This is a genomic window from Nonomuraea mesophila (genome assembly GCF_004352805.1).
In the GTDB taxonomy this organism is placed as follows: Bacteria; Actinomycetota; Actinomycetes; order Streptosporangiales; family Streptosporangiaceae; genus Nonomuraea; species Nonomuraea longispora.
The window spans coordinates 40,829-47,678 of the sequence record NZ_SMLD01000062.1 but is presented as its reverse complement, the minus strand read 5'-3'; the positions used below and the strand labels follow the sequence as shown (position 1 = coordinate 47,678).

The 6,850-nt window shown below is 70.1% G+C and carries 8 protein-coding genes; 1 reads left to right on the top strand and 7 read right to left on the bottom strand.

What is annotated here, in order from left to right; all coding sequences use genetic code 11:
* Positions 1 to 431, top strand: a 431-nt coding sequence (locus tag E1295_RS23395; protein ID WP_484214001.1) for a CBS domain-containing protein, incomplete at its 5' end; no start/stop codon positions are given.
* Positions 432 to 554: 123 nt separating this feature from the next.
* Here E1295_RS23395 and hisG read toward each other — a convergent pair.
* The 7 genes from hisG to sufC all read right to left on the bottom strand — a co-directional run bounded on the left by hisG (position 555) and on the right by sufC (position 6,847).
* Positions 555 to 1,400: an ATP phosphoribosyltransferase gene (gene hisG / locus E1295_RS23390; protein ID WP_132632624.1), complete on the bottom strand. Its 846-nt coding sequence runs from the start codon at positions 1,398 to 1,400 to the stop codon at positions 555 to 557.
* A gap of 61 nt (positions 1,401 to 1,461) precedes the next feature.
* Complete coding sequence (locus E1295_RS23385) at positions 1,462 to 1,725, bottom strand: phosphoribosyl-ATP diphosphatase (RefSeq protein WP_132333230.1); 264 nt, start codon at positions 1,723 to 1,725, stop codon at positions 1,462 to 1,464.
* Between the two features lie 161 nt (positions 1,726 to 1,886).
* Positions 1,887 to 3,677 carry a DEAD/DEAH box helicase gene (locus E1295_RS23380; protein ID WP_132632622.1) on the bottom strand — a complete coding sequence of 597 codons (1,791 nt, stop codon included), beginning with the start codon at positions 3,675 to 3,677 and terminating at the stop codon, positions 1,887 to 1,889.
* 306 nt (positions 3,678 to 3,983) lie between these two features.
* Positions 3,984 to 4,343, bottom strand: coding sequence for a metal-sulfur cluster assembly factor (locus E1295_RS23375; RefSeq protein ID WP_132632620.1), 360 nt, complete (start codon positions 4,341 to 4,343; stop codon positions 3,984 to 3,986).
* A 61-nt stretch (positions 4,344 to 4,404) separates the two neighbouring features.
* Complete coding sequence (sufU, locus tag E1295_RS23370) at positions 4,405 to 4,845, bottom strand: Fe-S cluster assembly sulfur transfer protein SufU (RefSeq protein WP_132632618.1); 441 nt, start codon at positions 4,843 to 4,845, stop codon at positions 4,405 to 4,407.
* Positions 4,846 to 4,847: 2 nt separating this feature from the next.
* Positions 4,848 to 6,104 carry a cysteine desulfurase gene (locus E1295_RS23365; protein WP_132632616.1) on the bottom strand — a complete coding sequence of 419 codons (1,257 nt, stop codon included), beginning with the start codon at positions 6,102 to 6,104 and terminating at the stop codon, positions 4,848 to 4,850.
* A complete protein-coding gene (gene sufC / locus E1295_RS23360; protein WP_132632614.1) occupies positions 6,101 to 6,847 on the bottom strand; it encodes a Fe-S cluster assembly ATPase SufC in 747 nt (248 codons plus the stop codon). Before sufC ends, E1295_RS23365 begins: the two co-directional genes overlap by 4 nt.
* Between the last annotated feature and the right edge of the window lie 3 nt (positions 6,848 to 6,850).

Below are 6,850 nucleotides of genomic sequence, written 5' to 3'. Positions count from 1 at the left end.
GCCCATGGTGCTCGAACTTCCCGTCCGGCTGGTCCTGTCGGGCGCCTGCGCGCTGGCTGTCGGAGGCAACGCAGGCGAAGCAGGCGCGGGCGGAGGAGGCGGTGGCGGCGTTCGGGGACGAGCTGACGATCACCAGTGTGCTCCTGGTGGACGAGTTCCAGCGGGCGAAGGGCAGCCAGGACCGCAGCCTCCTGCTGTCGTTCGCCGCCCGTCACAGGCACGCGCTGCACGGCGCGAAGGCGGCACGGCGGCTGGCCGGGCCGCCGCGCACGGTCCCGCGGACGACCCCTGCCGTCGCGGCCATGCAAAGGGCGGGCAGGGACGCGGCCCGCGTCCACGACGACCTGGTGGTGACCGACGGGCTCGACCGCTGCCTGGGCAGCCTACGCATCTCCGACCTGATCAGGCAGGTCAGCACGGCCCACGGCTGACGCCCTCCCGCGCGACCGGCCGGGAAGGACGCGCCTGCGACGGCCTTCCGGGTGCACGACCGGCCTTCCCTCAGCGACCGGGCCCCGGGCAGCGTCGTGCCCGGGGCCCGGTCGCGGAAGGTGTCAGAGGCGGCAGGCGTAGATGTCGGTGACCAGGATGGCCCGGGCGCCGATGTCCCAGAGCTCGTCCATCACCTGCTGGTGGCCTTGGCGCCGGACCATCGCCCGCACGGCCACCCACCCTTCGCGGTGCAGCGGGGAGACCGTCGGTCCCTCCATGCCGGGCGTGAGGGCGATGGCCTCCTCTATGCGCTCGGCGCGGATGTCGTAGTCCATCATGACGAAGTCGCGGGCGTGCACGACGCCCTGGAGGCGGCGTACGAGCTGGTCGCGGCCCTGTGTCTGCGGCGCGCTCTGCGGTTTGATCAGCACGGCCTCCGAGCGCATGATCGGCTCGCCGAACACCTCGAGGCCGACGTTGCGCAGGGTGGTGCCGGTTTCCACGACGTCGGCGACGGCGTCGGCCACGCCCAGGCGGATCGCGGTCTCGACGGCGCCGTCGAGTTTGATCACGCGGGCGTCCACGCCCTGGTCGGAGAGGTATTTGTCCAGCAGCCCCGTGTAGGAGGTGGCGATGCGCCGGCCGTCGAGGTCTTTGACCGACGACATCGTGCCCGCCATGGCGGCCAGCCGGAAGGTGGAGCCGCCGAAACCGAGCGGCATGATCTCCTCGGCCGGGGCGCCCGAGTCGATCAGCATGTCGCGGCCGGTGATGCCGGCGTCGAGAGTGCCCTCGCCGACGTAGACGGCGATGTCGCGGGGGCGCAGGAAGAACAGCTCGCAGCCGCTGGCCTCGTCGACCACCACGAGCTCTTTGCTGTCCCTGCGCGACCGGTAGCCGGCCTCTTTGAGCATGCTCTGGGCGGCCTCGCTGAGGGCGCCTTTGTTCGGTACTGCCAGACGCAGCATGTCAGGTCCTTGTCGTCTCTGTCGCTTCTCCAGGGCTTGCCGGTGACGGGCGCGTCGCGCCCTAGAGATGCTTGTAGACCTGGTCGAGCCCGATGCCCTTGGCGATCATGAGCACCTGCACGTGGTAGAGCAGTTGTGAGATCTCCTCGGCGGCTCTGTCGTCCGACTCGTGCTCGGCGGCCATCCAGCTCTCGGCGGCCTCCTCGACGACCTTCTTGCCGATGGCATGGACGCCGGCGTCGAGCGCGGCCACGGTGCCCGAGCCCGCGGGCCGGGTCATGGCTTTCTCTGACAGCTCGGCGAACAGCTCTTCGAAGGTCTTCATGGTCTCTCTCGTCGATAGGCTGACGTGCCTGTCAAGCCTAGTCTGCGTCAGGCACTGGCGCTGCCCGGTGTCCGCCACGCGGGACGCTTGCCCGCTCGGAGAACGGCGCTGCCCGCCGCACCTGGGCAGGTGCGGCGGGCAGCGGTGATGGCGAACGGGCGTCAGCGCTCGTAGCGGCGGTAGCCGCCCTTGCCGCGCTCCCCCGAGCGGAAGCCGTCACGCGGCCCACGCTCGTCGGAGCGGCCGCCGCCGGAGCGGTAGCCGTCGCGCGAGCCCGTGGCGGCGCGGTCGTCGGAGCGGTAGCCGCGCTCGCGGTCGGCCGAGAACGGGCGGCCGCGGTCGGGGGCGTAGCGGGGCCCCGTGCCGGCGCGGTCGTCGGAGCGGAACCCGCCCCGCTGGCCGCGGTCGTCCTGGCGGGCGGCGGGACGGTCGTCGGAGCGGTAGCCGCCGCGCGGCCTGCCGTCACGGGAGTCCTGGCCGCGGCTGAAGGGCCGCTCGCCCTCGGCGTGCCGGCGCGGACGCCGGTCGCCGTCGAACTCCCTGCGCGGGCCGCGGTCGTCACCCGACGCGAACGGCCGCTCGCCGCCCTGGTCGCGGCGGCTGTCGTGGCGGCGCGGACGCCGGTCGCCGTCGAAGTCGCGGCGCGGGCGGCGGCCACGGCGCTCGGAACCGTTGTGGCCGCCGTCACGGCGGGGCCGCAGCGGCTTGCGCACGTCGGGCTCCCAGACGGGAACGGGCTCGCCGCTCGGCGTGCGGGCCCCGGTCACCTCGGCGAGCCTGGGGTGGCCCGGAGTGACCTTCAGGCGGAACGGGTGGATGCCGGCGCGCCGGGTGAGCGCGTCGGTCGAGCGCCGCTCGTTGGGCAGCACCAGCGTCACCACGGTGCCCTTCTCGCCGGCGCGGGCCGTACGGCCGCCCCTGTGCAGGTAGCTCTTGTGGTCCTGCGGCGGGTCGACGTGCAGCACCAGGCTGATGTTGTCGACGTGGATGCCCCGCGCCGCGACGTCGGTGCAGACGAGCACGCCGATCGAGCCCTCGCGGAACTCGGCGAGGATGCGGGTGCGCTGGTTCTGGCGCTTGCCGCCGTGCAGGCCGCCCGCCTTGACGCCGACCCTGGCCAGCTGCTTGCACAACCGGTCGACGCCGTGCTGGGTGCGGACGAAGATGATCGTACGGCCCTCGCGGTTGGCGATGGCGGCCGTGACGTCGAACTTGTCGTCGCGCGTGACCTGCATCACGTGGTGCTCCATGGTGTCGACCGGGGAGGTCGCGGGGGCCACGGAGTGGGTGATCGGGTCCTTCAGGAAACGCCGCACCAGCTTGTCGACGTCGCCGTCGAGCGTGGCCGAGAACAGCAGCCGCTGCCCGTCGGCCGGCGTCTGCGCGAGCAGCTCGGTGACGACGGGGAAGAAGCCGAGGTCGCACATGTGGTCGGCCTCGTCGAGAACGCTGACCTCGACCTCCGACAGGGAGCACTCGCCCTGCCTGATCAGGTCGCCCAGGCGGCCGGGGGTGGCGATGACCACGTCGACGCCGCGCCGCAGCGCCTCGATCTGCTTGCCCATGGACATGCCACCGACGACGACCTTCATGCGCAGCCCGAGGCCGCGGCCGAGAGGTTCGAGGGCGTCGTGCACCTGGAGGGCCAGCTCGCGGGTCGGCACGAGGATCATGGCCTTGGGCCTGCCGGGGGCGGGCCGCACGCCCGCGATGCGGGCCATGGTGGGAAGACCGAAGGCGAGCGTCTTGCCGGAGCCGGTCTGGCCGCGGCCGAGCACGTCATGGCCGGTGAGCACGTCGGGGATCGTCGCGCTCTGGATGGGGAAGGGGCTGTCGAAGCCCAGCTTGGCCAGCCCGTTGACGAGCGGCTTCGGCAGGCCGAGCAGCTCGAACTCGGAGGGGCCAGGCTCGGGAGTGGTCTCGCCGAGCTCGGGCATGACAGCGTCAAGCATGGTCACGAAAGTCGTGCCTTTCCGTCGAAGTGGCGCGTCACTTCTGCGAAAGGACGAGCCGGGACGTACGGCGCTGGCCGTACACGTTCAAGGGCACCCGCCGTCGGAGCGGGTCGAGAATGAGGGGGACACACCGGGGCACCGGCCGCAGCGGCGCTAGACGCGCAATGAGACGTCAGGTGCGTTTGGTGCCAACACCGGGATGTTATCGGATATTCCCCGGATGGGTCCGGACCTTCCAGAACCCGCCCTGGCACACACACTGAAACGGCCGACGCTTTACGCCAGCCGCAACAGCAGAAAAGATCAGACGTTAAAGCCTAGCATACGCAGTTGCTCACGGCCCTCGTCGGTGATCTTGTCGGGCCCCCATGGCGGCAGCCAGACCCAGTTGATCTTGACATCGGAGACCATGCCCTCCAGCGCGGAGTGGGCCTGGTCCTCGATGACGTCGGTCAGAGGACAGGCCGCGCTGGTCAGCGTCATGTCGATGGTCGCCACCACCTGCCCGTCGTCCGACGGGTCGAGATTGAGCCCGTAGACCAGGCCCAGATCGACCACGTTGATGCCGAGCTCGGGGTCGACGACGTCCTTGAGCGCCTCCATGACCTCGTCAACGTTCGTGTCACCCTGGAAGCCGGTCGGGGTCTCCACTGGCTTGCTCATGACACCTCCTTCGCCGTCGTGAGTGAACCACCGGGTCGCATCGTGCCTTCGTTCCGCTCACTCACGTGGCAGCGCTCCTCACTACAGCGTCCTTGTAAGCCATCCAGGAAAGCAACGCACACTTGACACGCGCCGGGAACTTGGCGACGCCCGCGAACGCGACCGCGTCGCCGAGCACCTCCTCGTCGGCCTCCACCTGACCCCTGCCCTGCATGAGCCGGGTGAACTCGTCGACCACGGAGAGGGTCTCCTCGACCGTCGAGCCGGTGGTCAGCTCGTGCAGCACCGACGCGGCCGCCTGGCTGATGGAACAGCCCTGCCCGTCGTAGGAGACGTCCAGGATCGTGCCGGCGTCGCCCACCTTGACCCTGAGCGTGATCTCGTCGCCGCAGGTCGGGTTCACGTGGTGAACCTCGGCGTCGTACGGCTCGCGCAGTCCCCGCCCCTGCGGGTGCTTGTAGTGCTCCAGGATCAGCTCCTGGTACATCGACTCGCCGATCATGGCTATGCGAACACCTTCTGAACGTGATGGAGGCCGCGCACCAGGGCGTCGATCTCGCCCGTGGTGTTGTACAGGTAGAAAGACGCTCGCGTGGTCGCCGGTATTCCGAAGCGCAGATGCAGGGGGCGCGCGCAGTGGTGCCCCACGCGTACGGCGACGCCGAAGTGGTCGTCGAGGATCTGCCCCACGTCGTGCGGGTGGATACCCTCGAGCGTGAACGACAGTGTGCCGCCGCGCCCCTCGGTCGTGTCAGGGCCGATGAGACGAAGACCGGGCAGCTCGCGCAGGGCGTCGAGCGCGTAGGCCGTCAGCGTGCGCTCGTGGGCCTCGATGGCCTCCATGCCGACGCCGGTGAGGTAGTCGACGGCCGCGCCGAGCCCGATGGCCTCGACGATCGGCGGCGTGCCCGCCTCGAACTTGTGCGGCACGGGCGCGTACGTCGAGCGGTCCATCCAGACCGCCTCGATCATCTCGCCGCCGCCCAGGAACGGGGGCATCGCGTCGAGCACCTCGGCCCTGCCCCACAACACGCCGATGCCCGAGGGGCCGACCATCTTGTGGCCGGTGAAGGCCACGAGGTCGGCGCCGAGCCGGGACACGTCCACCGGGTGGTGCGGCACGGACTGGGAGGCGTCGAGCAGGACGAGCGCGCCCATCTCGTGGGCCCGCGCGGCCACCTCGGCGACCGGGTTGACGGTGCCGAGCACGTTGGACTGGTGGGCGATCGAGACGATCTTCGTCCGCTCGGTGATGACGCCCGGGTCGTAGTCGAGCCGCCCGTCGTCGGTGACCCCGAACCACTTCAGCGTCGCGCCCGTACGCTGCACGAGCAGCTGCCACGGGACGATGTTGGAGTGGTGTTCCATCTCGGAGATGACGATCTCGTCGCCGGGGCCGAGCGTGAAGCGGGGATCGGTGACGGCCGGGTTGCCGAAGGAGTAGGCGACCAGGTTGAGCGCCTCGGAGGCGTTCTTGGTGAAGACCACCTCGTCGCGCGAGGGCGCCCCGATGAAGCCCGCGACCTTGTCACGCGCGCTTTCGTAGGCGTCGGTGGACTCGGCACCCAGCAGGTGCATGGCCCGGCCGACGTTGCTGTAGTGGATCGCCAGGTGCTCGCGCATGGTGTCGATGACCTGGTTGGGCTTCTGCGAGGAGTTGCCCGAGTCGAGGTAGACGAGCGATCGCCCGTCGGGCAGCTCGCGGGAGAAGACCGGGAAGTCCTTCCTGATCTTCTCCACGTCCAAGCCGTCGTAGGTCATGCAGACGCCTTCGTGTACTGCTCGTAGCCCTCCGACTCGAGCTTGTCGGCCAGTTCGGGGCCGCCCTCCTCGACGATCCTGCCGCCCGCGAAGACGTGCACGAAGTCGGGCTTCACGTACCGCAGGATGCGCGTGTAGTGGGTGATCAGCAGCACGCCGGTCTCGCCGGTGGCGCGGAAGCGGTTGATGCCCTCCGAGACCACGCGCAGCGCGTCGACGTCGAGGCCGGAGTCGGTCTCGTCGAGCACCGCGATCTTCGGCTTGAGCAGCTCGAGCTGGAGGATCTCGTGGCGCTTCTTCTCGCCGCCGGAGAACCCCTCGTTGAGGTTGCGCTGGGCGAAGGCCGCGTCGATGGCCAGCCCGTCCATGCCGCTCTTCAGGTCCTTGGCGAACTGGCGCAGCTTGGGCGCCTCGCCCTGGATGGCGGTGACCGCCGAGCGCAGGAAGTTGGAGACCGACACGCCCGGGACCTCGACGGGGTACTGCATGGCCAGGAACAGGCCCGCGCGGGCTCGCTCGTCGACCGACAGCTCCAGCAGGTCGACGCCGTCGAGCAGCACCTCACCGCCGGTGATGGTGTATTTCGGGTGGCCGGCGACCGCGTAGGCGAGGGTCGACTTGCCCGAGCCGTTGGGGCCCATGATGGCGTGGGTCTCGCCGGACTTCACGGTCAGGTTGACGCCGCGCAGGATTTCCTTGTCCTCGACGGCGACCTTGAGGTCACGGATCTCTAGGGTGGACATGTC

What these genes read in the sequence shown, in the direction of transcription:
- E1295_RS23375 (WP_132632620.1), bottom strand. Translation starts at nt 4,343, where the DNA reads ATGAGCAAGCCAGTGGAGACCCCGACCGGCTTCCAGGGTGACACGAAC.
- hisG (WP_132632624.1), bottom strand. Translation starts at nt 1,400, where the DNA reads ATGCTGCGTCTGGCAGTACCGAACAAAGGCGCCCTCAGCGAGGCCGCC.
- E1295_RS23365 (WP_132632616.1), bottom strand. Translation starts at nt 6,104, where the DNA reads ATGACCTACGACGGCTTGGACGTGGAGAAGATCAGGAAGGACTTCCCG.
- sufC (WP_132632614.1), bottom strand. Translation starts at nt 6,847, where the DNA reads ATGTCCACCCTAGAGATCCGTGACCTCAAGGTCGCCGTCGAGGACAAG.
- E1295_RS23385 (WP_132333230.1), bottom strand. Translation starts at nt 1,725, where the DNA reads ATGAAGACCTTCGAAGAGCTGTTCGCCGAGCTGTCAGAGAAAGCCATG.
- sufU (WP_132632618.1), bottom strand. Translation starts at nt 4,845, where the DNA reads ATGATCGGCGAGTCGATGTACCAGGAGCTGATCCTGGAGCACTACAAG.
- E1295_RS23380 (WP_132632622.1), bottom strand. Translation starts at nt 3,677, where the DNA reads ATGCTTGACGCTGTCATGCCCGAGCTCGGCGAGACCACTCCCGAGCCT.